We start from the raw sequence: 23,047 nt of genomic DNA, 5'->3' as shown, positions 1-23,047 counted from the left end.
CCGCGCCCGATGGACGATGCGCTGGAAACCCGTACTCAACGCCTTCGCCATCACCTTCGGTGACCGCTGGCCGGCCGCCGAAACCTACTAACCGAACCGCCAGAAACACCGATCACGGGATAGACCCACGACGGGGCCTCGCAGCCCCCCGGTGACGTGGAACCTGCACCTCCGTCGCGATTGCGAGGACGGGGGTTCGCGCTCTCGCCCACATCTTCAAGGAAGGGCGCTACCAGGGGGGGCTGTCCAACCGCGGGTCAGTCGAGGGTCTGGGGTTGGTTGAGGCGCTGGGCCTCGTGGAGCTGGTCTTCGAGGGCGATGATGCGGCATGCGGCTTCGATGGGGATGCCCTGGTCGACCAGTTCCCGGGCACGCGCGGCCAGGCGTAGCTGGTGCCGGGAGTAGCGGCGGTGTCCGCCGGCGGAGCGTTGCGGGGTGATCAGGCCGGCCTCGTCGAGGCTGCGCAAGAAGCCTTGGGTGGTGCCGAGCATCTCGGCGGCGCGGCCCATCGTGTAGCCGGGGTAGTGCTCGTCGTCGAGCTTGTCGGCCCCGCCGGGCGTGGCCGAGTCTGGTTGGTCAGGAATCATTCGACCTCCACGTCACAAAGGACCCCGGGCGCCGTGCACGGCACCCGGGGTACTTCAGGGGTTCGGTTTCACCATTGTCGACCGGCGTGACCGCCGGCGTCCTGCACCCGCGTCCGGCGGAAAGCCGAACCTCGCGGGGATCGCTCATTCGTGACCGAGCACCACCTCCGAACTCGATGGGACTGCGGTACCCGCGCGGCACTACCCAGCCGCTGCGGGCGATCCAATGATGTTCCCGTTCCCTTCCTTCCGGTGTTGCCCACTTACTGAGTACTGCGACTGCTACTTCACTTGCTGCGAACGTCACGGCTGGGACCCCTTCCACTGATCGGTCCCAGCACGCTGACGCCGCTGGTCACTGCCCGGAGCACCGTTCACTGATCGGCTCCGGCCACCTGACCGGTCCCGCAACTGCATGTGCAAAGCAACTGCTGCTCACCACGGGGCGCACAGACGCTGCCTGCGCCTTGTCGCGATCACCCCGGGACCGGTACTACCTGATCAAACCTCTTCACAACCCGGCCCCGGGGCACTGCTCCTGACCACCAGCCGGAACCCTGTTCCTTGATCGGCTCCGTGCTGCCTGGCCCTCGTGTCTCACTTCGCGGGTAGTTACGTTCTCTCCCACGCTTGCTTGACGTTGTCTCTCTCGGTGCGAGGAGAACATTACACACGCCTGCGGTTGAATGTCTACTCCGGTCAGCATAGATTTTCAGACGCGAGTCAGATGCAAGGAAGAGGGCACCCGACCATGAGCGACGAGGTCACACAGGAGCCGCTCGAGGAGCGATACGGCCTGGTCGGGCTACACGACGTGGACGAGTACGCCGAAGCCCTGACACGACTGCTCGAGCAGGGGCGGCGGGAGCGGTGCGTAGCGTTGCTGTCGGAGGCCGAGGCCTATGCCGCGGCGGAACTGCTCGGCCAGTTCGCGCAGCTCGATCCACCGGCCCCGTTGAACCGGCTGGCCGCGTCCCTGGCCAGCCGCCTCTACAGCCGCCTCGGCGCCTGACCACCCGGCATGACCTACCCCGTTCGCCCTGCCCGTGTCCCGCGTCCGCGCGCACCACTCCCGGGCGGCGCTCACGGGCATCGCTCCGGAGATCAGCGCACCCGGTCAGGAGTGCGCGGGACCCCGATCGTGTCGGAGGCATCGAGGAGAATCGAGCGATGCCCCTGCGCACGTGTTCGTCGACGAGACCAAGGAGAACGGCTGCCTCGTCACCGCGGCCGCTCAGCTGCCCGGCAACCTGGCCACCGCTCGCCAGGTCATGCCTCGCCAGTGGCGGATCCACTTCACCAAGCAAGGGCGACGCGCGGCGCAAGCAGATCCTCGACGCGATCGGCGAACTCGACCCGGTGGTCACGATCTACGACGCCTCTCACCACCACCGCCGCCGCCGGTGTCATCGACGCGCCACCCCGAGGTGTTGCACAAGGCAAGCAGGGCACTGGCATGAACGCCCGCTGCCGAACTCAGACTGCCGCCCTGGATACAGCCGTGTCGCGCGACGGGGAGCGCTGTGGGGAGCAAGCTGGGAGCAGTACTGTGCGCTGAACCGGCCGGAACGACATCCAACGGACCTGAACAACCCGCGCTGACCTGCGGGAGTCTCATTTCTGCAGGTCAGCGCGGCTACGCGAACATAGTTCACACCGAAGAGGTCACTGGTTCGATCCCAGTATCGCCCACTCGCTATTTCAGCTGTTCAGACGGCCTGTCGACGACCATCGTCGGCAGGCCGTCGGCGTTTGCGGGTAGCAGGGTGTCCTGACCCACTTCCGCGAATCCGAAGTGGTCACGCCGCATCCGCCTCCTGACCGGCGTGTGCGTCCCACGTCCATCCGCCGTCCAGCTCCCAGCGGCGCTGCAGCGCAGCCAGCATCGACTCCACTATGACGTCAGTCACGTGGGAGTAGAGCAGATACATCCGGGCCCGGCGGCGGGAGTCCGCTTGCGCGAAACGACCCGCGACCAGCGCGAACATGTCGTCGAACCCGGCCCGCCAGCGGGCGAGACGATCATCAACTACGGTCCACGACGCGGCCACCGCGTCTTCTTCGAGATCCAACACACCTTGAAGTTTGATCACGCCGTGGCCGCCCCCATGATCACGACACGCCCACCAAGATCACACACTGCTGCTGTCGTATCAACCATTTTGCGTCCAGCTCGGCCCGGTTGGGGGATGGTGGTCTCGAACGTCGCGATCCCAGTGGCCATGCCTTCGTCCTAGCCGGTGATCACGCCAGGGCGGAGCGGGGGCAGCTGACCGAGTCCGGGCTGTTCGACGAGCCGGAGCTGACCACGCTGCTGCGCCCTCGACCGTCCCTGGTGCCGGCGGAGAATGCGTCGCTGTCGCCCGCCGGGATGCGGCGGGTGCTCGTGATCTTGTGCGTGGCCGAGGTCATGTCGCGGCGTCCTCGGTTCTCGGCTTGCTGGCGGCCCTGGTCGTCCGCTGTCGGGGGAGGGTGAGCGCGACCACGGCGACGGCCACCAGGATCGCCGCGATGGTCAGGAATGCGCGTCCGTAGGCCGCGGCGGGTGCGGGCGGGGTGTCGAGGTGGTTGCCGGTGATGGTGACCAGTACGGCGAGGCCGAGGGCGCCGCCGAACTGTTTGGTGGTGTTCATCAGTCCGGAGGCGGCGCCGGCGTCCTTGGCGTCGATGCCGGAGGTGACGGTGGTGGTGATCGGGGTGTTGAGCAGCGCGCTGCCGGTCGAGAACACGATCGCCGGTCCGAGGATTCCGGACAGATAGCCGCTGTCGGCGGTGCTCCGGCTCTGCCACCAAAACCCGGCTGCGGCGATCACTGCTCCGGCGACGATGAGCGCCCGGTTGTCGAGGCGGCGCATCAGCCAGGGTGTGACGCGCACGCCGATGACGATCGCGACGAGCGTGTGCGGGAGGAAGCCCAGGCCGGTCTGCACGGGGCTGTAGTGCAGGGTCGTTTGCATGTACAGGGTCAGGAAGTACCACATCGGGTTCAGGCAGGCACCGGCCAGCACCATGGCCACGTTGCCCGCCGAGATCGCGCGCGATCGGAACAGGCGTAGCGGGATCAACGGCGCACGGGCGAAGCGGGCCTCGACCACGATGAACAACGCCACGGCGGCGGCGCCACCGGTGAGGGCGGTGATCGTGGACGGTGCGGCCCAGCCGTCGTCGTTGGCATGGGCGATGCCGTAAGTCAGCGCCGCGAGTCCGCCGGTGGCCAGCATCGCGCCCGCGACGTCGAGACGGCCCCGTCGCCCGGCTTCGTCGTCCGGGGTCAGCGAGCGGGCGGTCAGGAGGATGGCGATGGCGCCGATCGGGACGTTGATCAGCAGAATCGAGCGCCAGGACAGGAATTCGGTGAGTACTCCGCCGATCAGGTTGCCTGCCGTGCCGCCGGCTATTCCGACGGCGGTCCAGATGGCCAGGGCTCGCGCCCGCGCGGCACCTTCGGCGAAGGTCGTGGTGAGCACCGTGAGGGTGGCCGGGGCGAGGACCGCCGCGCCCACGCCCTGCACAGCGCGCGCGACGATGAGCAGGGGTGCGGAGTTCGCCAGCCCGCCGGCCAGGCTGGCGCCGGAGAACAGGACCAGCCCGAGGACGAAGACCCGCTTCCGGCCGAACAGATCCGCGAACCGGCCGCCGAGCAGAAGGAAGCCGGCGAAGGTCAACGCGTAGGCGTTGATCACCCATTGCAGGCCCGAGTCGTCGAACCCCAGTGCTCGCTGGATCGACGGCAGCGCGACGTTGACGACCGAAATGTCGAGCACCACCATGAACTGCGCCGCACAGGCCAGCGCCAGCACGGCCCGCTGCCGGCCCCCTGGGTGTCGTCCGCTCGGCATTCCGGCTGCCGGATCGCGATCCGGCGCCTCCCGTGTCCCCAACCGGTCACCTCCAGCGAACCCTTATCTGATACGCCTGTACCCTATACAGTTGTACCAAAAGCGGGGCGGGGAGGTGCCGAGTGCCGAGGACGGTGGACCATGCCGAGCGCCGTGCCCAGATCGCGGAGGCCTTGGTGCGGGTCGCCGGGCGGGACGGTCTGCATGCGGTGACGATGCGGGCGGTCGCGACCGAGGCGGGGATCTCGCTGCGGCTGGTGCAGTACTACTTCGAGACCAAGGCTCAGCTGATGCTGGGGGCGCTGCGGCATCTGGAGCGGCAAAGCCACCAGCGGTGGGCGCAACGCCTGTCCGATCTGCCGGACCCGGTGTCGCCGCGCGAGTTCATCGAGGCGTTCCTCGCCGAAGCCCTGCCCACCGACGAGCGGAGTCGCGTGTTCCACTTGGTCGGCACGTCGTACGCGGTACTGGCGATGACCGACCCCGAACTCGCCGGGGAACCGTTCGTCGCCGGGGTGAACGACCTCGAACGACAACTCACCGAGGCGTTGGCGCGCGCCGCGTCGGACGGTCAGCTGGTGCCGGGTGCGGATGTCGCCACCGAGGTGGCGCACCTGCTGGCGCTCAACCACGGCCTCGGCACCAGTGTCCTGATCGGACAACGCACGGTCGGGGGAGCCGAAGCCGTGCTGTGCCGTCACCTCGACCGGCTGTTCCGGGCCGATCCGGAACCGGCACGCACCGCGCCTCGCGGGCACCGACCGAAATCGTCCCCAGCGCGGTGATGCAGTGTTCCGGGGGTGCGGGCCGCGCGGGGAGGGGCCCCGGCGCAGCCCACGGGCCCTCAGGTGAGGCTGGGGTGGCCCTCGTAGCGGGCGGAAAGCGCTTCCAGGTGGTGACCGGACGGGTCGTCGAAGTAGACGCCCCGCCCGCCGTGGTTGGTGTTGATCTCACCCGGCTGCAGCATGCGCGGACCGGCCCAGTACGTGACACCCCGCGCGTGGATGCGGTCCATGATCCGGTCGAAGGTGTCGTCGTCGACCTGAAACGCGTAGTGCTGGCCGGGGAAGTCGATGGGCGGCTCGGCGAAGTCGAGCACCCGGCCGTCGGACAGGTACACGGCCAGGAAGAACCCTGATTCCTGCGGCTCGGGAAGACCGAAGATATCGGTGAAGAACCGCGCGGACTCGTACTTGTCCTTGGCGGCGATGATCGTGTGGTCGAAACGCACGTCGGTCATGCGTGTGCACTCCTTCCTCCGTTGACGATGCGCTGGTTCGTGTCAGGAGGAATGGCGGGCCGCGGGCCCGCCATGCGATCAAGGAGCTGCCGGGAACCCATCTCGCTCACGACTCAAAGCCGACCCGGCAGTCACGCCACCGATGTTGGCAACACCGGCGGCGTGATCCCACCGCTGTCAGTGGCTGCCGGTGAGTTCCCCGGAGAGCTTGCCGTGCATGCGGGCGCTGTGCTTGTTCAAACCGACGATCTCCACGGTCTTGCCGCGGGAGGCGTACTTGGTGGTGATGGCGTCGAGGGCGGCGACGGTGGAGGCGTCCCAGATGTGGGCGTCCGTGAGGTCGATGATCACGGTGTCCGGGTCGCCCGTGTAGTCGAACTGGTAGACGAGGTCGTTGCTGGAGGCGAAGAACAGCTCGCCGGTGACGGCGTAGACGACCTGGGTGCCGTCGGGATCGGTGGCCGCGGTGACCTCGACGAGGTGGGCGACCCGGCGGGCGAAGATGACCATCGCGGTGATCGAGCCGATGACCACGCCGATGGCGAGGTTGTCGGTGGCCACGACGACGGCGACGGTGACGACCATGACGGTGATCTCGCCGATGGGCATGCGTTTGAGGGTGGCCGGGGCGATCGAGTGCCAGTCGAAGGTGCCGACGGCGACCAGGACCATCACCGCGACCAGCGCGGCCATCGGGATCTGGGAGACGACCGGGCCGAAGGCCAGGCACAGGACCATCAGGAAGACCCCGGCCAGGAACGTGGACAGCCGGGTGCGGGCGCCGGCGGTCTTGACGTTGATCATGGTCTGGCCGATCATTGCGCAGCCGCCCATGCCGCCGAAGAAGCCGGTGACGACGTTGGCGATGCCCTGCCCGATCGCCTCGCGGGTCTTGTTGGAGTGGGTGTCGGTGATGTCGTCGACCAGCTTCGCGGTCATCAGCGACTCCATCAGCGCGACCAGCGCGAACGCCAGCGCGTAGGGGGCGATGGTGCTGAGCGTGTCGACACTGAACGGCACGTCAGGCAGGCCCGGGACCGGCAGCGAGGAGGGCAGGGCGCCCTTGTCGCCGACCGTGGGGACGGCGATTCCGGCGGCCACGGTCAGCACGGTGAGGGCCACGATGGACACCAGGGGCGCGGGGATCACCTTGGTGAGCTTGGGGAACAGGATCATGACTGCGAGCCCGCCGGCGAACAGCGGGTACACCGGCCACGGCACGTCGATCAGCTCGGGGACCTGCGCGAGGAAGATCAGGATGGCCAGCGCGTTGACGAAGCCGACCATGACGCTGCGCGGGACGAACCGCATCAGCCGGGCCACGCCGAGCGAGCCGAGCACGATCTGGAACAGCCCGCCGAGGATGACCGCGGCGATCAGGTAGCCCAGGCCGTGTTCCCGGGCGAGCGGGGCGACCACCAGAGCGACGGCTCCGGTGGCGGCGGAGATCATCGCCGCGCGCCCGCCGACGACCGAGATGACCACGGCCATGGTGAACGACGCGAACAGGCCCACGCTGGGATCGACCCCGGCGATGATGGAGAACGAGATCGCCTCCGGGATCAACGCCAGCGCCACCACCAGCCCGCCCAGTACCTCGATGCGGGCGACCTTGGGCGACAACCACGACGGGCGAACGCCACGCATACGCGCAGGGATCGGCGACAAGAGATTCGACAAGAGAAAACAACCTGACATGCTCGGGCGCCCGTCGGGCGCGAAAACATTCCCGCACCACTGTGGCGCGGCGTGAAGAAACTGCCGGGGGACTGGCGCGGATACCGTCGCCGGTCCGGAAGACTTCATTGACGGACGCGGACTAGCTCGACTGGGTCACGGCACCTGCTCGGTAGGCACGGGAAGCTCCTCGGCTCGATAACGGAGTCGGGGGCTTCGGTGACCCCGGCGGTCCGGTGACGCGATCGCCACCGTCGTCGGCAACTCTCACCTCACGTTAGACGAGAGATCGACGCCTGTCGCGGCGCCCAAGTTCAAATGAGGGCGGAATCACGCACCCACGTCGCGCTCGCCTCTCGCTGCCCGGCCCTGGTACTCTACTCTAACGTGACAGTAGGTTTTGTGTGGGCGACCGACCCGGAGACGGCATTGACGGACGTGCAGTCACGCGACGAGGAGCAGGAGCGCCGGTATCTGGCCGAGGCGGTGCGTCTGCTGACCACGGAGCTGGAGCGGCTGAACGCGTCGATCGACAAGTCGGTCAGCACCGTGGACGAGCACAAGCGGTACATGTGGGACAACCTGCGTGACATGGACTTCGCCGAGAAGGCGAACTTTCGCGAGTCGGTGAACCTGTCCGTCACCCTCGGCGAACACGCGATGCGGACGAGGAAACGCATCGAGCGTCTGCTGGAGTCTCCCTACTTCGCGCGCGTCGACTTCCGCCGTCACGCCGAACGGGACGCCGGCGCCCACTACATCGGCGTGCACAGCCTCTCGGATCCCGAGTCCCAGGAGATCGTGATTCACGACTGGCGGGCACCCGTGGCCGGCCTCTACTACGACTTCGAGGCGGGGGAGGCGCACTTCGAGGCGCCCGAGGGCACTGTGCGCGGCGCGATCACCGGCAAGCGCCAGTACAAGATCTCCGGCGGGCACCTGGAGTACATGTTCGACAGCTCGCTGAGCATCGGCGACGACGTCCTGCAGCGGGAGCTGAGCCGGTCCGCCGACGACAAGATGCGCAACATCGTCGCGACCATCCAGCGGGAACAGAACGCGGTGATCCGCAACGAGACCGCGCAGGTGCTGATCCTGCAAGGGGTGGCGGGCTCCGGAAAGACGTCGATCGCCCTGCACCGGGTGGCGTTCCTGCTCTACCGCTTCAAGGACACCCTCTCCTCGGACAACGTGATGATCCTCTCTCCCAACAAGGTGTTCGGTGACTACATCGCCAACGTGCTTCCCGAGCTGGGTGAGGAGCAGATCGCCGAGATCGACTTCGACAAGATCGCCGGCAGGTTTCTCGCGAAGGTCACCGGCTACGAGACCTTCAGCGAACAGGTCGTCGACCTCCTCGACCGGGTCGACGAGGCGGCGGCGGAGCGCATGCGCTACAAGGCGATGCCCGAGTTCGTCACCCGCCTCGACGAGTGGATCTCTTCCCGGACCCGGGAGGGGTTCACCCCGGCGGAGATCGAACAGAAGCGCCACCGCCTCTCCGTCGACTGGGTCGCGGACACCTTCGCCGAACTACGCGACCTTCCGATCTTCACACGGCTCGACGGCGTGGCCGGCCGCGCCGTGCACCTGCTCAAACAGCAGGTGACAGACCGCGGTGCCAAGTGGACCGCTGCCGACACCGGCAGCGTCCGCAAGCAGGTCCGCGCCATGTTCGCCGACAAGGACGCCTTCGCGCTCTACAAGGCGTTCTACGCGGCCCACCCGGACCGTCGGCGATTGTTCAAGCCACTCGGCCGGAAGAAGATCGAGTACGCCGACGTGTTCCCGCTGGTCTACACGATGATCAAGACGGCCCGGCAGGAGAGCTACCGCCACATCCGTCACCTGCTGGTCGACGAGATGCAGGACTACGCGCCCATCCAGTACGCCGTGGTGCGCGAGCTGTTCTCCTGCAAGATGACGATCCTGGGTGATAGGAACCAGTCGGTGAACCCGTTCAGCTCCTCGTCGCTGTCGACGATCCGCAGCATCTTCCCCGAGGCCGACTGCCTGGAGCTGTGCAAGAGCTACCGCTCCACGACCGAGATCACCGACTTCGCCCAGCGCATCTCCCGCAACGACAAGCTCGTCCCGATCGAGCGGCACGGACGACCACCCCAGGTCATCGCCTGCGCGAACCAGCAGGACCAGGAGGCGCAGATCCTGGCCCTGGTCAGGCAGCACAGTCACAGCGACCACCGCTCCCTCGGCATCATCTGCAAAACCGTCGCCCAGGCGAAGACACTCCACCACGCCCTGTCGCAAGCCGGTGCCGAACTGGCCCTGCTCGACTACGACAGCACAGCGTTCGCCGGTGGCATCGTCATCACCTCGGCACACATCGCCAAGGGACTGGAGTTCGACACGGTGATCGTCCCGCAGGTGGACGAGGAGAACTACGCCAACGAGATGGACAAGAGCATGCTCTACATCGCCTGCACCAGGGCCATGCACGAGCTCCACCTCACCCACACCGGACCTGTCTCGCGCTTCCTGGAGTTCGCGAAGCCCGACGGGGGCCTCTCCGCGATCCCCCGGCAGCCGCGGGGATGAGCTGACCCGGCAGGCGGGACACGCCAGCGGGCCGTGTCGATCAGCCGACGGAACCAGCCGACGGGAAGTGGGAGATGAGCACCGAAGGCGTGGCCGGCTCGCCGACAGCGCCGGTCACGGTGCCGGAATTCTGTGTCCACGTGGAAGACGCTTTCGTCGCGGACCGACCGGGCGTGCCGGACTTGCTCAATGCTGCGCCGGCCGGCCGGCCGGGCGCGGCCCGCGGTGTTCGCCGCGCTGAACCGGCTTCCGGACAGGCGGTTCGAGTCACTGATGGATCTGCTGTCGGAACTGCCGGACCTGTCGTTCGACTGCGATGCGCAGTGACCGCCTCTGATATGGCAGGCGCCGGTATCCCCTGACGTGCCCGGTGAACCGGACCGGCTCAGCTGAGGCGGTCGGCCAGGACCTGGAGTCGTCCGGCCACGGTCAACCGCCGCAGCCACCCGGGGCAGGGCGGAGGCGCCGGAGCGCACCACCTGCGCGAGGTCCTGCAGGAATGCCGGCACGCCAGGGGCGTGCCGGGTCGCTGCGCAGGGCCAGGTAGGCCGCGGCGGCCTGGCATGTTGTCCGTGTTCGTGGGCGGAGCTGCGCGCGGCGCTGCGCCGGGCGAGTTCGGCGGTGTGGTGCAGGCTCGTGCCGGCCAGTGCGACCGGCGCGACCCGCATGGCGGCGCCGTTGCCGGTTGATCCGGCCCCGTGGTGAAAGGCACGAGTGGCCGCAAACCAGGGGACACCGGCGTTGATCAGCCCGAAAACCTTCGGTGTGCCGGGGCCGTGACCGCGCCAGGACTCGGCCCGCCAGGCCTGGGCGAGTTTCGCGGGCGAGCAGGTCCTCGCTCAGCACCGCGGTGTCGCGGTGTCCGGCGAGGACGGGAACGAGTTCGATGTCGGCGGTGTGGGCGAGCGCGGTGGGTGCCGGCTCCTCGGCGACGAGGCCTACGGGGCCGGCGCTGTCACGGCCCTGGACCGGGGCGCCGAAGGCGTCCCGAGTCCGAGCCCCAGGAGTAGTCCGCGCGTTCGGTCGCGGGTGATGGGCTGGGCGGCGATGGGCATGGGGTGCAGCCGGTCTCGGGTCGGGCCACCGGCTCGGCGTGGAGCCGGTACAGCGGCGGGTGGGCCAGGTCGATGCGGTACGTCCCCGGTGCCACGGTCCGGGTGATGCCGTCCAGGACCGCCGCAGTGGGCGCCGGCGCCCGGACGACTCGCGGTCCGCCGCAGAGTTCGACCGTCGCGCCCTCGCCGTCAGTCACCCCGAGCAGCACACCGCTACCCGAGGGGCGAGCGAACACGTCGACCAGGACCGGGTGCTCGGTGTCTGCGACGTCGCGTAGCTGCAGGCCGCGCAGGACGACCTCCTGTCGCGCGTCCGGGCCGGTCAGGATCAATGCGAGTTCCGGCCGCAACCACAAGTGCAGGGAACCCGGCGAAACATACCGGCGGTCCGGAGACACGATCGGTGCGTGGCAGCGCACGGCGAGGTGTTGCGCGGCCGCGACGACGGTGTGGTGGGTGGCCAAGACGAGGCTCACCCGGCCGGTCGATGCACGGGCGGACGGGCCGTCGAGCACGACCACACCGGCGCGGGTCGCGGGACTGCCCCGGTCGGAGCCGCTGACCATGACGACAGGTCTCCGGTGTCCGAGGCCAGCGGGCTGAGACTCCCCGCGGAGGGATCGGCGCCGCGCAGCAGGGCGCGAAAGACGTTCACCAGCCCCCGTTGAGCGGATCGAGCCGGTCGCCCATGGTCTCTGGCTGCGCCCCGGCCACCGCCACGTCCATGACCCTTAACCTACTCTCACGTGACGGTAGGGCCTACTGTGTGGATGTTCGCGGCGATGGACCTGAGGGGTTTCGATGAGCAGGCGTTTCGAGGAGCTCGACTGGCGTTCGACCCCCTTGGGCGAGCTCGTTCTGCGCCGGCGCTGGGACGCGACGGTGGCGCGGGAGGTGCTGGAGATCAAGCTCGACGACGAGTTCCTGATGTCGAGCCTGTTCACCGTCGCCGAAACGGAGCTGGCTCGCCGGGTGCTGGCTGAAGCACCCGGCGCGAACGTGGATGTCGTGGTCGGTGGCCTCGGTCTCGGCTACACCGCGCAGGCGGTGCTGGCCGACCCGCGGGTGCGGTCGCTGTCGGTGGTGGAGGCCCTGGGCGTGGTGGCCGAGTGGCACGAGAACGGGTTGATACCGACCGAGCCGGCGTTGACGTCGGATCGGCGGTGCCGGCTCGTGCACGGCGACCTCTTCGCGATGCTCCGGTCGCCGGACGGACTCGACCCGGCCGCGCCTGGGCGGCGGTTCCACGCCATCGCGGTGGACATCGACCACTCTCCGCGTCACGTGCTGCATCCCAGCCATCGGGAGTTCTACGAACCGGCGGGAGCGCAGCGCCTGGCCGGGCACCTCCGTCCCGGTGGCGTCTTCGGCCTGTGGTCGAACGACCCGCCCGACGACGAATTCCTTTCGGCCCTGGACTCGGCATTCGCGCAGGCGCGGGCCGAGGTCGTCACGTTCGCCAACCCGTTGCAGGACAGGCAGGCAACCGCCACCATCTACATCGCGACGGAGCCGCGGCAATCCTGACCCCGGCCCACCCGGCCGCTGTGATGCCCACAGCCCACCGTGAACGTGGGTCGCCTGGACGAGGCGTCCGCCGGCTCAGGCGTCGATCAGGACGGGGATGACGACCGGCCGGCGGTGCAGCGTCTTGCGTGCCCAGGATTCCGTGGCCCGCACGATCCGGCGTTCGAGCTCGTCGGTGGCGGTGACGGCGCGTTCGGCCGCACCGGCGAGGGCCTTCTCCAGAACCGGGGCCAGGGAGTCGAACGCCGACTCGTCGGGTGCGAACCCGCGGGCGATGAAGCCGGGCGTCTCGGCGAGCAAGCCGGTGTCGGGATCGATGAGCGCGATCACGGTCAGCACGCCGTCCTGGGCGAGGGCGCGCCGTTCGGCCAGGGAATCCTCCGTCAGCACGCCGACGGTGTGGCCGTCGACGTAGATTTCGCGCACCGGGACGGTGCCGGTGATCGTGGCGCGCCCGTCGTGCAGATCGACGACTTCGCCATTGCCTGCGATGAGAACACGATCACGCGCGACACCGGTGCTGACCGCCAGATCGGCGTTCGCCTTGAGGTGTCGCGCTTCACCGTGGACCGGCACGACGTTGGACGGCTGGACGATGTTGTAGCAGTAGACCAGTTCGCCGGCGCTGGCGTGCCCGGACACGTGCACCTTGGCGTTGCCTTTGTGCACGACGTTCGCACCGCGTGCGGTCAGTCCGTTGATGATCCGGTAGATGGCGTTCTCGTTGCCGGGGATGAGGGAACTGGCCAGCAGTACGGTGTCCCCGTCACCGACGTCGATGTCGTGACGGCCCGTGGCCATGCGGGCAAGCGCGGCCATCGGCTCGCCCTGCGATCCGGTGCAGACCAGGGTCACCTTGTCGTCCGGCAGGCGATCCAGCGCCCGCGCGTCGACGATCAGACCGTCCGGTGCGGTGAGGTAGCCCAGCTGCAGCGCCAGACCCATGTTGCGGACCATGGACCGGCCGACGAAGGCCACCTTCCGGCCGTGAGCGTGAGCGGCGTCGAGGACCTGCTGGATGCGGTGCACATGGCTGGCGAAACTGGAGACGATCACCCGGCGCGGCGCGGTGCGGAACACGGCCTCGATAGCCGGAGTCAGTTCCCGCTCGGAGGTGGTGAACCCGGGGACGTCGGCGTTGGTGGAGTCCACCAGGAACAAATCGACGCCCTCCTCGCCGAGGCGGGCGAAGCCGCGCAGGTCGGTGATGCGCTCGTCCAGCGGAAACTGGTCCATCTTGAAGTCGCCGGTGTGCAGCACCAGGCCGGCCCGGGTGCGCACAGCGACGGCGAGACCGTCCGGGATGGAGTGGTTGACCGCGAGGAATTCCAGTGCGAAGGGACCGCGGTCGAGCCGTTCTCCTTCCCGGACTTCGATCAAGGTCGGGGTGATGCGGTGCTCGGCGAGCTTGGCGGACAGAAAGCTCAAGGTCAGCCGGGAACCGATGACCGGGACGTCGGGCCGCTCGGCCAGCAGGTACGGCACCGCACCGAGGTGATCTTCGTGCCCGTGCGTGAGCACGATCGCCGTGATGTCGGAGAGCCGGTCACGGAACGCGGTCCAGTCCGGCAGGATCACGTCCACCCCGGGCTGGTGCTCCTCGGGGAAGAGGACCCCGCAGTCGACGACCAGCAGGGCGCCCTGATGCTCGAACACGGTCATGTTCCGGCCGATCTCGCCCAGTCCGCCCAAGGCGACGATGCGTAGTGCATCGTCGGGAAGTGAGGGCGGGCGGGTCATCGCGGACCGGGCTGGAGAGTTCATACTCTCACGTTACGTGAGAGTATGAAACCCGGCTTCGTTGGCTCTGTCAAAAGGGGTCTCAGTCGTCGAGCGGGACATCGGGCACGAAGGCTCACAGGTCGCAGACGTGTCCGAACGTGCGCGAGGGGGCCGGTTCAGCAGTTGCACCACCTCGTCGCGGCGTTCGTGCTCTGTGGCGGCGATGATCTCTTGATGTTGGCCACGCCATGCACAGTACCCTCACGTTAGAGTAGAGTCGCGGAGACGGTCGGCACCTTCGTTTCCACTGCCCCCGACAGTGGCCGCGGTCGCGCTCACCCCTCCCCCCGGCGCGACGTGCCGACCGTCGCCACTGTCACACCCGGTGGCGCCGGTGAACCGTGGTTACGGAACGAGGTTGACGTGAGCGGACACATGCAGATCGGCGAGGTGGCCGAGCGCTGCGGGCTGTCCTTGCGCACGATCCGGCATTACGAGGAGGTCGGGCTCGTCCGGCCGGACACCCGCAGCCGGGGTGGGTTCCGGCTCTACACCGCAGCGGATCTTCGGCGCCTGCGCCTCATCCGGCAGATGAAGGTGCTCGGTTTCCGGCTCGATGAGATGCGTGACCTGCTGTCCTTGCTCATACCGGACGCGACTGATGCTCCGGCGGGGCAGGCCACCGAGGAGGAACGGCTCGATGTGCTGCGGGACTTCAGCCGCACCGCTGACCACCGGTGTGACGAACTGCGCGCCCGCCTGGACGCCGCGCACGACTTCCTGGCGACCCTGCATGAGTGCCGGACGCGCTTGACCGCCGCGACGACGAAGGTCGACGGTTGAGCGGCCCGGGTAGGTTCGCCGGACTGGACGTGCCGGCCATCAGCGTGCTGTGGTACCGCGCAATCACCGGGTTCGCCCTGGACATGCCCGACTGGCTGCGTCAGTTCGCCGCGATCGCAACGGACGCGGTGGTGATCGTGTTCGCGGTCGGCATGCTGGGTGTGTGGTGGCGGACCCGCCGCGGCGACCCGCGAGCACTCGCCGTTGCCGTGCTCGGTCCCGCAGGCGTTGCGGTGGCCTACCTGGTCGGTGAAGCCCTCAACTCCGTGGTGCGCGAGCAGCGACCGTGTGCCGCGCTCATCCAGGCGACGATCGTCGGGTGTCCGCCGCCCGGCGATTGGTCGTTTCCCGGCAATCACTCGGTGGTCGCCGGCGCCGCGGGGGTCGCCGTGGTTCTCGTCTGCCGTGCAGCGGTCTTCTGGGTGGTTCCCGTCGCAGTTCTGGCCGCGTTGTCGCGTGTGGTCGTCGGTGTGCACTACCCGCACGACGTGGCTGCGGGCTTGGCGCTCGGTGGGGTCGTCACGCTCCTGGTCGTCCTGCCGCTTCGGCGGCCCGTGGCTCGGTTGATCGGCCGCCGGTGTTCACGACCGCGCCGGCGAGGATTCGGCACACCGGTAGGACGCGGACCCGAGCCATCGAGTTCGCCCGCGGAGGGCCGCTCCCGGGCCGGTTTCCGATGACCATCCGGCTGCACAGCGCCTGGTTCGACGCCGGCCGCAGTCGCCAGGTACGGCTGCGCTCCCTCAGGCGCACGGTGTCCTATCTCCTGGGCGCGGAGGCTGAGCATCGCCTGTGGCCGGAGAACATCGGTACGGGACGCGTCGCCGTCGTCCGCGACTTCGACCACGACAGCCGCCAGATCCGGAATGCCGTGCGCGCCGGTGCGGACGTCCGCGGCTGGTCACTGCTCGAGCTGCCTGTCATACCGGGCTTCGGGCAGATCCCGGTCGCCGCCGACATTCGGGTGGTGGTCCCCGGACACGAGTCCCTGACGGCAGCCGCTCGGCGATGCGCGGCCTTCTGGCGGTGCGGCGTGCTCGCCCCGGCGACGGCCGGCACGCTGGCCAGCCCGGCGAGCCTGGTTCTGCACCCTGCCCCGGCAGTCGCCCTCTCGTCGTCGCACGACTGGTACGACCACGCGGCCGAGCGCTGGGCCCTGCGTGGCGAACTGGCTTTCCGTTGCGGCACCGGGCAGTGGGAGCGGGCCGAGGACGTCCTGGTGCATCCGCACGATGAGGGAGTACTGATGGGCTGGCGGGGCTGGGATCGGCACTTGGTCCCTGAGCCGGTGACCATCCGGATCGAGCGGGCCGCCGGTGGCACGCTCGACGGCCACGCGCAGACGTTCCCCTCCGGGGAGTACCTGTGCGTGCCCCAGCGGGACCGGTTCCACCAGGTGTTCTGGCCCGGCGTGCAGACGTGAGTCCGCAGCGCGGGAACCGGTGGGGTGACGAATCACCCCACCGGCGAATGCTCCCGTCATGAGCAGACCCGATCCTACTGTACCCTCACGTGAGGGTAGACTTAGGGCTGTCAGTCAGTGGAGCGATCGGGCCGGTACCGGCCGGCAGGAGTTGCGTGTGACGGCAAGCAGTACAACCCAGGTCCAGCGGGTGGAGATTCTCGCCGAAGCCGGGCGTCGCCGGACCTTCGCGGTCATCAGCCATCCCGACGCGGGCAAGTCCACGCTCACCGAGGCGCTGGCGCTGCATGCGCACGTCATCTCCGAGGCGGGTGCGGTGCACGGCAAGGCGGGGCGGCGCGGGGTGACTTCGGACTGGATGGAGATGGAGCGCACGCGCGGAATCTCCATCACGTCCGCCGCCTTGCAGTTCGCCTACGGCGACACGGTGATCAACCTGCTGGACACCCCTGGCCACGCGGACTTCTCCGAGGACACCTACCGGGTCCTGTCCGCGGTGGACTCCGCGGTCATGCTGCTGGACGCAGCCAAGGGGCTGGAGCCGCAGACGCTGAAACTGTTCGACGTCTGCCGTTACCGGGGTATCCCGGTGATCACCTTCATCAACAAGTGGGACCGGCCCGGGCGGGAAGCGCTGGAGCTGTGCGACGAACTGACCCAGCGGATCGGACTGCAGCCGATGCCGTTGACCTGGCCGGTCGGGGTTGCCGGCCACTTGCGTGGCGTACTCGACGTCCCCAGCGGCGACTTCATCCGCTACCAGCACACCGCGGGCGGGGCGACTGTCGCCCCCGAGGAGCGTCTCACCCCCCAGCAGGCCGCCGCCGATCTCGGGGACGAGTGGGCCCAGGCGGTGGAGGAGGCCGAACTGCTGCGGGCGTCCGGCGGCGAGTTCGAGGTGGCCCGGTTCTTCGACGCCACGGCGACCCCGGTGCTGTTCGGCGCGGCGGTCCGCAACTTCGGCGTCCGCCACCTGCTCGACCTGCTGGTCGAACTCGCACCCCGGCCCACCCCGCGTACCGACACCGACGGTGCGACGCGAGCCCTGGATTCCCCGTTCTCGGCGTTCGTGTTCAAGGTGCAGACCGGCATGGACCCGGCGCACCGCGACCAGGTGGCGTTCGCCCGGGTGTGCTCCGGCGTGTTCGAACGGGGGATGGTCGTCACCAACGCCTCCACCGGGAAGCCGTTCGCCACCAAGTACGTCCAGCAGGTGTTCGGGCAGCAACGGTCCACGCTCGACACCGCCTTCCCCGGCGACGTCATCGGCCTGGTGAACGCCACCGCCCTGCGCGTGGGCGACACCCTCTACACCGGCAAGCCGCCGGTGCGGTTTCCCGGGCTGCCCAGTTTCGCGCCCGCGCACTTCGCGGTCGCCCGGCCCGCCGATCTCGGCCGCGCGAAACAGTTCCGCAAGGGTGTCGAACAACTCGGCGCGGAAGGCGTGGTCCAGGTGCTGCGCTCGGACCGGCGCGGGGACGCCGCGCCGGTGCTCGCCGCGGTCGGGCCGATGCAGTTCGAGGTCGCCGCACACCGGATGGCGACCGAGTTCACCTCGCCCATCCGGCTGGAACCGTTGCCGTACCACGCCGTCCGGCGACTCGCCGATCCCGCTCAGCGGTCCATCGTCGACGCCGGGCGCCGCAGCGAGGTTCTCACCCGCCTGGACGGCGCCGAACTGGCTCTGTTCGCCGAAGAGATGGACCTGCGGATCCTGCTGCGCGCCCATCCCGGACTGGTGCTCGAATCCTTGGTCGCCGAGGGCGGCTGAGCGGGTGGCCCCAGGGGCGGCGGGTCAGCGTCGCGGCTGCACACCGGTGGGGTGCTGACGGCGCGCGGCCGTGATGTGCGTGCGCAGCAGCGATGCGAACTCCTCGGCGATGACCAGTTTCGCGCGCAGGTCCTCGCACGCCTTCGTGGCGGTTTCGCTGAACTCCGCCAGCCGCGCGGCCGGGTCGGCGATCTCCGGGCCGTCCGGCGTCGGGTCGAGGATGGCCAGCAGGTCGCGCATCTCCTCCAGCTGGAACCCCAGTGGCTTCATCCGCTTGATCAGCTGCAACCGGTCGATGTCGGGCTCGGTGTAGAGCCGGAACCCGCCCTGGCTGCGGGCGCTGGGCACGACCAGCCCGACTTCCTCGTAGTAGCGGATCGTGCGCAGGGACAGCCCGGTGCGCTCGGCCACCTCACCGATCTGCATCTGCTCGCCCACGCCCGGGTCCTTCCTGCAGGCTCGTCACGCCAACGCACCGTCCACCCGGCGCTGACGCCGCCAACGATACCCTCACGTGACAGTATCGACGTCGCTGACGATCGTCCGGATGGCGCGACGCGGCGGCGAGACCTCCATCACGACCCCCGCGCCACTACCTCCTGGTCGCGATAAACTGATCACAGTACTGGGCTCGCATCGACCCTGTGCGCGATCTTGTCCTTCGGACGCCCCGCTCGCCGGGTGTGCAGTCGCCGTCCACTCAGGCGGATCGATCGCCTGGCCCGTCCCGCGACATACATGCTCACCTGACCGAGATTCGCGCCTCCGTGGCGGGGCGCATCGCGGCTCGGGCACGCCGACCCGCCCAGCCGCCGTGCCCCGACACACGGAAAGGATTTTCGACCTTGTCTTCCGGCGCAACTGCCCCGAGACCACCCCTGGCTTCCGGCGCAACGGGACGTGCGCACCTGCCACGGGTGATCGCGGCGGCGTCGGTTGCACTGGCGCTCACCGCTCCCGGGCAAACCGCGGCGGTGTCGGTGTTCGTCGATCCGATCATCCACGACCTCGGTGTGTCCCGCTCCGCGGTGTCGACCGCGTACCTGATCGGGTCGCTGTCCGGGGCGTTCGTCATGCCCTTCCTCGGCCGCCTGATCGACCGCTTCGGCCCCAGCCGCATCATGGCCGGCATCGCGCTGTGTTTCGGTGCCATTCTCATCGCGTCGACCGCGGCGAGCGAGATCACCGGGCTGACCGCCGCGTTCATCGGCATCCGGGTCGGCGGTCAGGGCGCTCTGAACCTGGTCGCCACCACCACCGTCGCGATCTACGTCCACCGCCGCCGCGGCTTCGCCATCGGCGTCGCCTCGGCGATCGGTACCGCCGGGATCTCGCTCACGCCGATGCTGCTGGAACGGCTGGTCTCGGACTGGGGCTGGCGCCACGTCTGGATCGCCGAAGGCGTGGCGGTGTGGTTGCTCGTCGTTCCCGCCGCGCTCCTGTTGCTGCCGCGCCGGCCACCCGCGCGCACGCCCGATGATGAAGCTGAAACCGCGCCCGGCAGCTCCCTGCCGCCGGTGGACTGGACACTCGCACAGGCGATGCGCACCGGGATGTTCTGGGTCGTCACCGCCGGTGTCGGGACCTGCGCGCTGGTCGCCACCGGGCTGAACTTCCACCAGCAGTCCCTGCTCGGCGAACGCGGCCTCACCGCCACCGAAGCCGCCGCGACCTTCCTGCCTCAGACCATCGCCGGCCTCATCGCCACCTTCGGTCTGGGCTGGCTCGCCGACCGCTTCTCCGACCGCCTTCTGATCATCACCACGATGGCCACTCTCGCGTTGGCCACCGCCGGTGCCGGCTGGCTCACGCCGGGATTCACCGCCGTGCTCTACGGCCTGGCACTGGGCGCCTGCGGCAACGGCATCCGCACCCTGGAAGCGGTCGCCTTCCCCCGCTGCTTCGGACTGCGCCACCTCGGGGCGATCCGCGGAGTCGTGCACTCGGTCACCGTCGGCGCCTCCGCCTTCGGGCCCCTGCTCCTCGCGCTCGGCCGCGACCACGCCACCACCTACCGGCCCATCCTGCTCGTCATGACCGCGCTTCCACTGGCCGTCACCGTGGCCGGCGCCATGGTGCGCACGCCGCCACCGGCGCCCCCGTCACGCGAGGCCTGACCCGAGGCTTTCACCCTCAGTTCTGGGCGACGGCGGTGTTCTGGATGGCGCAGATCCACCATTGTTCATCCTTTTTGGACAAGACCCAGGTTCCGACGTTCGTGCGCGCGCCGTGCTCGGTGGTCACCGGCTGCCGGACGAACGCGATCGCAACGCCCGGCGCGGGGAAGGTGATGCGGTCGATCTCGTACCACGTGCGGATGCCCTCGGCGTGGTGGTACAGCCGTTCCTTGTGGTAGGCGTGGATGTCTTCCCAGCTGGTGAAGCATACACCGTTGACTGCGGTGAAGACGATGTCCGCGGTGAACCGGGCCCGAACTTCACGGCGTCGTGCTCTGCGAACGCGGCCATCAATTCGGCCGAGATTTCCGTGATCGCGGAGACGTCCTGCTCATCGCCGGGATTTTCCTGGGCAAGTGGGGGAGTCGTTCTCGTTGTCCTTCCGTTGATCGCATGCGGTCACGGCACTGCTAAGACCTATACCTTTGCCGAACTCGAGTCGTTCGCCGGCACCCTCGTCGCCAGCAAGAGCAGCAACACGAGGCCGGCCAGGCACGCCGCGGCGAGGAACCCGGTGGTGATCGTGGTCGCGCCGATCAACGGCCCCAACAACAGCGGCGAGAGGAACTGGCCGGCGAACGAACCCGTCGCCGACAGCGCGACCGTCTGTCCCCTCAGCTCCGGCGGTGCCGCCTCCCCGACGAGCACGGTCAGCGCGGGAAACGCCAGCCCGTTGCCCAGTCCGAACAGCACGGGCGCCACTGCGATCACAGCCGGGGCATCCGTGACCCCGAGGATGACGAACGTGCCCACCCACAACGCCGCCGACACCCGCAACAGGACGTCATAACCCAGCCGGGCACGGGTGCGCGCGTACACCAGCCCGACCACGCTCATCGCAGCGGACGAACCGACGGTGAACATCGACACCAGGAATGGCTCGGTGACGCCGACCTGCGCCAGGCGCTGCGGCAGGAACACCGCCAGTGCATACATCAGCAGGGCGGTTGTGACCATGAGCGCGTACAACCCGAGCAACGCCGGGCGAGCGCGTAGCAGCGCGAGCATCCCGCCATGCGGCCCGCGTTCGGCGGGCTTCGGGTGGGAGTTCGGCAGTGCCACCATGGTCGCGAGGCCCAGCGGAATGCCGACCAGGTAGACCGCGAACGCGGCGTGCCAGGAGATGCCGCCGACCGCGCCGGCCAGCAACGGCCAGGCCAGCCCGCCCAGACTGGTGGTGGCGGAGCGCCAGCCCATCACCCGATCCCGCAGGGCGCCGCGGTAAAGCCCCAGCAGCGCGACCGTGGTGCCGCTGAACACCGTCGCCGCACCAACCCCGAACACCAGGCGGCTCGCGATCAACACGGGATAGGAGGTGATGAACAGCCCCGCGCCTCCGGCGAGCCCGTAGAGAACCAACCCGCCGGCCAGGACCGGGCGCACGCCGAGACGGTCGATCAGCCAGCCCACCAGCGGGCTGGAGACCGCGATCGCCAAACCGTGCGCCGTGATGATCAGGCCCGCGGCCGTACCGCTCACGCCGAGGTCGCTGCGGATCACCTCCAGCACCGGCACGATCGTCGACCCGGCCATCACCCCCAACGTCGACCCGAAGAGCAACACCACCAGCGCTGCTGGGTTCCGTACGGCCGGCGCGGGCGTCGTCATCAGCTCACCTCCCCGACAAAAGCAACTCAGTTGCAGAGTAGACCGAGTTGCATAAAAGAACCAGTAGGGTTTGCGCCTCAGGTGTGCTCAGCTAGGCTGACCAGCGATGACCACACAGAACGACCGCACCTTGCCGCTGCGCGAGCGCAAGAAGTTGCGCACCCGGAAGACACTGGCCGAGACCGCGCTGCGGCTGTTCCTGGACAACGGCTTCGACGCGGTCACCGTGGACGACCTGGTCGCGCAGGCGGAAGTTTCCAAGCGCACCTTCTACGCCAACTACACGTCCAAGGAGGACGTCGCGCTCGCCGCCGAACTCGACCTCTGGAAGGTCTACGTCGAGGAAGTCCGGACCCGCGACCTTCAGGGGCCGGTCCTCGCCGCGCTCCGCGAAGCACTCACCGCCGTCCTGGCTGACCTCGGCGATGACTGGGCCCGGTGGTTCCTGCCCACCCGTGGGCTCGCGGCCCGGACACCCGCGCTGCGCGATCACAGCGTCCTGCTGTCCATGCAGACCCAGGAAACTCTCGTCGACGTCCTCGAAGCCAAACTCGGCATCGACAGCCGCGACGACGTCCGGCTCCGGCTCCTCGGCGAATTCGCCCTTAGCGCCTGGCGGTGCGGCGCCAAGAACTGGATCCGCGGCCTCCGCGGCGAACGCAACCCCCGTGGTGGTGATATCGGCACCCTCATCGACCGCGTCGACGAAGCCTTCAACGCCATCCCCGACAGCCTTACCCTCACGGCCTCCTGAGCGCGACTCAACCCGCCACCCGCACGCGCTTGCTGCCGTTCCGGTCGCCCCCCGGGCCACCCTGGTGCGGGGCATCGACACTGGCGCGAGTTTGAAATTGTGGCTCTACTCGCACTCCGCCGGGGGAGTGGGCCTGTTGTCCGGGTCTATCCCGTGATCGGTGTTTCTGGCGGTTCGGTTAGTAGGTTTCGGCGGCCGGCCAGCGGTCACCGAAGGTGATGGCGAAGGCGTTGAGTACGGGTTTCCAGCGCATCGTCCATCGGGCGCG

General features: G+C 68.8%; 22 protein-coding genes and 1 pseudogene. 12 read left to right on the top strand and 11 right to left on the bottom strand.

The window, feature by feature from the left end; all coding sequences use genetic code 11:
* Positions 1-257: 257 nt before the first annotated feature.
* Positions 258-587: a MerR family transcriptional regulator gene (locus tag D0D28_RS31830; protein ID WP_094005528.1), complete on the bottom strand. Its 330-nt coding sequence runs from the start codon at positions 585-587 to the stop codon at positions 258-260.
* Positions 588-1,338: 751 nt separating this feature from the next.
* Between D0D28_RS31830 and D0D28_RS31825 the strand changes: the two genes are divergently transcribed.
* Entirely contained in the window at positions 1,339-1,599 is a 261-nt protein-coding gene (locus D0D28_RS31825; RefSeq protein WP_094005529.1) for a hypothetical protein, read from the top strand.
* Positions 1,600-2,386: 787 nt separating this feature from the next.
* Here D0D28_RS31825 and D0D28_RS31820 read toward each other — a convergent pair.
* The 3 genes from D0D28_RS31820 to D0D28_RS31815 form a co-directional block, all read right to left on the bottom strand.
* Positions 2,387-2,662, bottom strand: coding sequence for a hypothetical protein (locus D0D28_RS31820; protein WP_116114773.1), 276 nt, complete (start codon positions 2,660-2,662; stop codon positions 2,387-2,389).
* A gap of 169 nt (positions 2,663-2,831) precedes the next feature.
* Positions 2,832-2,999: a hypothetical protein gene (locus D0D28_RS35920; RefSeq protein ID WP_158224431.1), complete on the bottom strand. Its 168-nt coding sequence runs from the start codon at positions 2,997-2,999 to the stop codon at positions 2,832-2,834.
* Complete coding sequence (locus tag D0D28_RS31815) at positions 2,996-4,426, bottom strand: MFS transporter (RefSeq protein WP_094005530.1); 1,431 nt, start codon at positions 4,424-4,426, stop codon at positions 2,996-2,998. Before D0D28_RS31815 ends, D0D28_RS35920 begins: the two co-directional genes overlap by 4 nt.
* A 122-nt stretch (positions 4,427-4,548) precedes the next feature.
* Between D0D28_RS31815 and D0D28_RS31810 the strand changes: the two genes are divergently transcribed.
* The gene (locus tag D0D28_RS31810; protein ID WP_094005531.1) at positions 4,549-5,211 is read left to right on the top strand and encodes a TetR/AcrR family transcriptional regulator; all 663 of its coding nucleotides are present in this window, start codon (positions 4,549-4,551) and stop codon (positions 5,209-5,211) included.
* Positions 5,212-5,270: 59 nt separating this feature from the next.
* Here the strand turns inward: D0D28_RS31810 and D0D28_RS31805 are convergent, their stop codons facing one another.
* Together D0D28_RS31805 and D0D28_RS31800 are read right to left on the bottom strand one after the other, a co-directional pair.
* Positions 5,271-5,666, bottom strand: coding sequence for a VOC family protein (locus D0D28_RS31805; RefSeq protein WP_116114771.1), 396 nt, complete (start codon positions 5,664-5,666; stop codon positions 5,271-5,273).
* A gap of 177 nt (positions 5,667-5,843) precedes the next feature.
* Entirely contained in the window at positions 5,844-7,313 is a 1,470-nt protein-coding gene (locus tag D0D28_RS31800) for a SulP family inorganic anion transporter (RefSeq protein WP_240323436.1), read from the bottom strand.
* A 417-nt stretch (positions 7,314-7,730) separates the two neighbouring features.
* Between D0D28_RS31800 and D0D28_RS31795 the strand changes: the two genes are divergently transcribed.
* Positions 7,731-9,899, top strand: a complete 2,169-nt coding sequence (locus D0D28_RS31795) for a HelD family protein (protein WP_240323435.1) — start codon at positions 7,731-7,733, stop codon at positions 9,897-9,899.
* Between the two features lie 189 nt (positions 9,900-10,088).
* Positions 10,089-10,226, top strand: a complete 138-nt coding sequence (locus D0D28_RS35915) for a hypothetical protein (RefSeq protein ID WP_162831254.1) — start codon at positions 10,089-10,091, stop codon at positions 10,224-10,226.
* 248 nt (positions 10,227-10,474) lie between these two features.
* Here D0D28_RS35915 and D0D28_RS37750 read toward each other — a convergent pair.
* Positions 10,475-10,705: pseudogene (locus D0D28_RS37750) on the bottom strand (ADP-ribosylglycohydrolase family protein); the annotation flags it as partial.
* 149 nt (positions 10,706-10,854) lie between these two features.
* On the bottom strand, positions 10,855-11,475 hold the full coding sequence (locus D0D28_RS31790) for a hypothetical protein (protein WP_162831253.1): 621 nt from the start codon (positions 11,473-11,475) through the stop codon (positions 10,855-10,857).
* A 280-nt stretch (positions 11,476-11,755) separates the two neighbouring features.
* On the opposite strand from D0D28_RS31790, the gene D0D28_RS31785 reads away from it, so the two are divergent.
* Positions 11,756-12,481 (top strand): spermidine synthase, encoded by a 726-nt coding sequence (locus D0D28_RS31785; RefSeq protein ID WP_116114766.1) that lies wholly within the window; start codon positions 11,756-11,758, stop codon positions 12,479-12,481.
* 75 nt (positions 12,482-12,556) lie between these two features.
* On the opposite strand, the gene D0D28_RS31780 is transcribed toward D0D28_RS31785, so the two are convergent.
* Positions 12,557-14,245, bottom strand: coding sequence for a ribonuclease J (locus tag D0D28_RS31780; protein ID WP_205413414.1), 1,689 nt, complete (start codon positions 14,243-14,245; stop codon positions 12,557-12,559).
* Positions 14,246-14,638: 393 nt separating this feature from the next.
* Here D0D28_RS31780 and D0D28_RS31775 point away from each other — a divergent pair, with 393 nt between their 5' ends.
* The 4 genes from D0D28_RS31775 (at position 14,639) to D0D28_RS31760 (ending at position 18,240) form a co-directional block, all read left to right on the top strand.
* Positions 14,639-15,046, top strand: a complete 408-nt coding sequence (locus tag D0D28_RS31775; protein WP_094005539.1) for a MerR family transcriptional regulator — start codon at positions 14,639-14,641, stop codon at positions 15,044-15,046.
* Positions 15,001-15,726 carry a phosphatase PAP2 family protein gene (locus D0D28_RS31770; protein WP_205413413.1) on the top strand — a complete coding sequence of 242 codons (726 nt, stop codon included), beginning with the start codon at positions 15,001-15,003 and terminating at the stop codon, positions 15,724-15,726. The genes D0D28_RS31775 and D0D28_RS31770 overlap by 46 nt, the downstream gene beginning before the upstream one ends.
* The gene (locus tag D0D28_RS31765) at positions 15,723-16,469 is read left to right on the top strand and encodes a hypothetical protein (RefSeq protein ID WP_094005540.1); all 747 of its coding nucleotides are present in this window, start codon (positions 15,723-15,725) and stop codon (positions 16,467-16,469) included. Before D0D28_RS31770 ends, D0D28_RS31765 begins: the two co-directional genes overlap by 4 nt.
* A 157-nt stretch (positions 16,470-16,626) precedes the next feature.
* Positions 16,627-18,240 carry a peptide chain release factor 3 gene (locus D0D28_RS31760; protein WP_240323434.1) on the top strand — a complete coding sequence of 538 codons (1,614 nt, stop codon included), beginning with the start codon at positions 16,627-16,629 and terminating at the stop codon, positions 18,238-18,240.
* A 24-nt stretch (positions 18,241-18,264) separates the two neighbouring features.
* On the opposite strand, the gene D0D28_RS31755 is transcribed toward D0D28_RS31760, so the two are convergent.
* Positions 18,265-18,666: a MerR family transcriptional regulator gene (locus D0D28_RS31755; protein ID WP_167481601.1), complete on the bottom strand. Its 402-nt coding sequence runs from the start codon at positions 18,664-18,666 to the stop codon at positions 18,265-18,267.
* A gap of 257 nt (positions 18,667-18,923) precedes the next feature.
* Here D0D28_RS31755 and D0D28_RS31750 point away from each other — a divergent pair, with 257 nt between their 5' ends.
* Positions 18,924-20,357, top strand: coding sequence for an MFS transporter (locus tag D0D28_RS31750; RefSeq protein ID WP_198958233.1), 1,434 nt, complete (start codon positions 18,924-18,926; stop codon positions 20,355-20,357).
* A gap of 44 nt (positions 20,358-20,401) precedes the next feature.
* Positions 20,402-20,596, top strand: coding sequence for a hypothetical protein (locus D0D28_RS35910; RefSeq protein WP_162831252.1), 195 nt, complete (start codon positions 20,402-20,404; stop codon positions 20,594-20,596).
* Positions 20,597-20,834: 238 nt separating this feature from the next.
* Here D0D28_RS35910 and D0D28_RS31740 read toward each other — a convergent pair whose 3' ends face one another.
* A complete protein-coding gene (locus tag D0D28_RS31740) occupies positions 20,835-22,025 on the bottom strand; it encodes an MFS transporter (RefSeq protein ID WP_116114760.1) in 1,191 nt (396 codons plus the stop codon).
* A gap of 106 nt (positions 22,026-22,131) precedes the next feature.
* Here D0D28_RS31740 and D0D28_RS31735 point away from each other — a divergent pair, with 106 nt between their 5' ends.
* Positions 22,132-22,779, top strand: a complete 648-nt coding sequence (locus D0D28_RS31735; protein WP_094005545.1) for a TetR/AcrR family transcriptional regulator — start codon at positions 22,132-22,134, stop codon at positions 22,777-22,779.
* Positions 22,780-23,047: the final 268 nt, after the last annotated feature.

The organism is Amycolatopsis ruanii, assembly GCF_003385175.1.
GTDB classification, from domain to species: Bacteria; Actinomycetota; Actinomycetes; order Mycobacteriales; family Pseudonocardiaceae; genus Amycolatopsis_E; species Amycolatopsis_E thermalba.
The sequence above is the reverse complement of the archived record's forward strand: the minus strand, read 5'-3'. Positions and strand labels throughout refer to the sequence as shown.

Coding starts and splice junctions, on each gene's coding strand:
- D0D28_RS31830 (WP_094005528.1), bottom strand. CDS start 587: ATGATTCCTGACCAACCAGACTCGGCCACGCCCGGCGGGGCCGACAAG.
- D0D28_RS31825 (WP_094005529.1), top strand. CDS start 1,339: ATGAGCGACGAGGTCACACAGGAGCCGCTCGAGGAGCGATACGGCCTG.
- D0D28_RS35920 (WP_158224431.1), bottom strand. CDS start 2,999: ATGACCTCGGCCACGCACAAGATCACGAGCACCCGCCGCATCCCGGCG.
- D0D28_RS31815 (WP_094005530.1), bottom strand. CDS start 4,426: ATGCCGAGCGGACGACACCCAGGGGGCCGGCAGCGGGCCGTGCTGGCG.
- D0D28_RS31805 (WP_116114771.1), bottom strand. CDS start 5,666: ATGACCGACGTGCGTTTCGACCACACGATCATCGCCGCCAAGGACAAG.
- D0D28_RS31800 (WP_240323436.1), bottom strand. CDS start 7,313: ATGCGTGGCGTTCGCCCGTCGTGGTTGTCGCCCAAGGTCGCCCGCATC.
- D0D28_RS35915 (WP_162831254.1), top strand. CDS start 10,089: ATGCTGCGCCGGCCGGCCGGCCGGGCGCGGCCCGCGGTGTTCGCCGCG.
- D0D28_RS31785 (WP_116114766.1), top strand. CDS start 11,756: ATGAGCAGGCGTTTCGAGGAGCTCGACTGGCGTTCGACCCCCTTGGGC.
- D0D28_RS31780 (WP_205413414.1), bottom strand. CDS start 14,245: ATGAACTCTCCAGCCCGGTCCGCGATGACCCGCCCGCCCTCACTTCCC.
- D0D28_RS31775 (WP_094005539.1), top strand. CDS start 14,639: ATGCAGATCGGCGAGGTGGCCGAGCGCTGCGGGCTGTCCTTGCGCACG.
- D0D28_RS31765 (WP_094005540.1), top strand. CDS start 15,723: ATGACCATCCGGCTGCACAGCGCCTGGTTCGACGCCGGCCGCAGTCGC.
- D0D28_RS31755 (WP_167481601.1), bottom strand. CDS start 18,666: ATGCAGATCGGTGAGGTGGCCGAGCGCACCGGGCTGTCCCTGCGCACG.
- D0D28_RS35910 (WP_162831252.1), top strand. CDS start 20,402: ATGGCGCAGATCCACCATTGTTCATCCTTTTTGGACAAGACCCAGGTT.
- D0D28_RS31740 (WP_116114760.1), bottom strand. CDS start 22,025: ATGACGACGCCCGCGCCGGCCGTACGGAACCCAGCAGCGCTGGTGGTG.
- D0D28_RS31735 (WP_094005545.1), top strand. CDS start 22,132: ATGACCACACAGAACGACCGCACCTTGCCGCTGCGCGAGCGCAAGAAG.